The organism is Gardnerella sp. CCPDSM (genome assembly GCF_056754715.1).
On the sequence record NZ_JBQEQO010000020.1, the window covers coordinates 1 to 2,043 of the forward strand.

Sequence of the window (2,043 nt, forward strand, 5' to 3'; positions counted from 1 at the left end):
TCCTTTAATAGATGCACTCATTGGAACGGATTTTGTTGAGTACTCAACATCATTCCTGCACTCTTCGCAAAATGTTTTATTCGCGCACATTTATACTCATTTTTAGGGCTGACTAATATTTACGTAAACTTAATTTATGATACAAAAAATAATCGTTTTTATCAAGAAAAATGCATCTATTGATGCATAAATAATTGCAAATGTGTTTTTGTAAACGCGTGGGCGACTATGAATCACGATGTTTGTGTGTGCGTTTAAGTGTAAGCTTTCATAATTTTTTGTATACATTATACCGAATTATGGTATATTGGTTTGTGTGGTTGCATTCTTAGGATGAGATTGCAGCTGTGTGATTTTTATTTTATAAGTTTTTAATTTGTTTATTTTATAAGAGGGAAAAATGAACAAGAGAACTGTGCTCGTTTTGTCAACGACGATGATGAGTATTGCCACTGCGGCTTGCGCTTTTTGCATGGCGCAGAGTGCGAATGCGGCTGAGAATGTTACAAGTGCGTCTGCTGTTGTGAATGCTAACTCTAATGTTGCGAATCCGGGATTTTCTGACGGGGGGGGGTATCCTTTTGCTAAAAATTCTGATAAAGCAAAGGGTGATGCTGGTTCCAAGGATGCTGCGCTTTCTAAGGGTGATGACAATTCCAAGAATGTTACGCTTTCGAAGAATGATTCTAGTTTCAAAGATGATGCTAGTTCCAAGGGTGTTGATGCTTCGAAGAATGATGTAAATTCTAGGAATGCGAACATTCCTAATAATGATGCTGTAAATAATAACGTAAAAGATAATAATTCTGCAAATGATTCGACTGATGTAAAGAAAAGCAAAGTATCTGTATACAAGTCGACTCAATCTACAAAAGAAGTATCAAAAGAAGATAAAGCGGCAGCAGAGTCGCCTGCTAATGTCGATAAGCAAAGCAAAGTTGAGCCTAATAAAGATGGCATATACGATTTTAGTAATGATAAGGATATAGAAAATCCGTTCAAGAATGTTATTACTCCAGCTGAAGTCGAAGAGTTACAGAGCAAAACGAAATCTGTTAGACCTCTGTCTTCTATTCAAAAGATTTTTTATACGCCTTACGGCAAAAACTTTTCTGTAGAGAACGGTCAAGCATCTGGCGATACGAAAAGTATTGATGAATTTCTTAATACATATAATGGCAGGCTTGGAAGAATTGACATATTCATATTTTTCCCGCGGGTTGATAAAGATGGTGTATATACTGCCGATGGTCAATTTTATGCATACAGATCATCCCGTGAGCTAAAAAATCCAGATGAATCAGTAAATCTTGACCTTAATAAAGCTCCTGACGGTAAGATTCCATACAAGCTTGAGGTAAATGGGAAGCTTGTTGGATCCAATTTGGCTGATAAGACGAATATCAAAGTTTATATGAGAAAAAACCAAACGTTTATTCATGTTGTTATGGAGGGCAGCAACGCTGATGAAGCTATTTTAGGCTATGAAGGATTTAATCATGAAGACTCATCTGGAGCTTTCGGATATATTGCCTTTATACCAGAATGTGGCGCGCAATTCCATTTTGTGGATGACTTGCAATATCGCAAAGTAGCAAACATTAAAGGGAACGGTGAACTTTCTCAACGTAGTGCTGGTGAAACCGATAGGTTCTCTACTAAATCGTTTACCAAGTTGGATTTATCTGATTTGTCTGAGATTAAAAATATTGCCGGAGTAAGGTTTGGTAATAATCAGGTTGTTAGGGGAATGTTTACGCCGCTCCTAAGCTACGAAGGAGATCCCAAGAAAGATTCTGTTAAACGTCCAACTATGGAAGAGCTTAAAAACACGAACATCCCTGGTTATCTGTATTACAGTAACGATATTGATACTCCTAGTGACGGAGAATTTACTGCGGATAATACAGGTGATTTTGGCAACTACGACTATGGTATTGTTCGAGATAAAGACGATAATCAAGTAACAACAAAGCACTATTATGTGACTTTTAGGCCGATTCCTACGCAGTTGGTTGTACAGTACAAAAATTTGCAAAACAA

Annotated in this window: 1 pseudogene; it reads left to right on the forward strand. The window is 37.1% G+C overall.

The features are described from left to right. Positions 1 to 400 precede the first annotated feature (400 nt). Positions 401 to 2,043: pseudogene (locus ACTJLE_RS06215) on the forward strand (InlB B-repeat-containing protein); the annotation flags it as partial.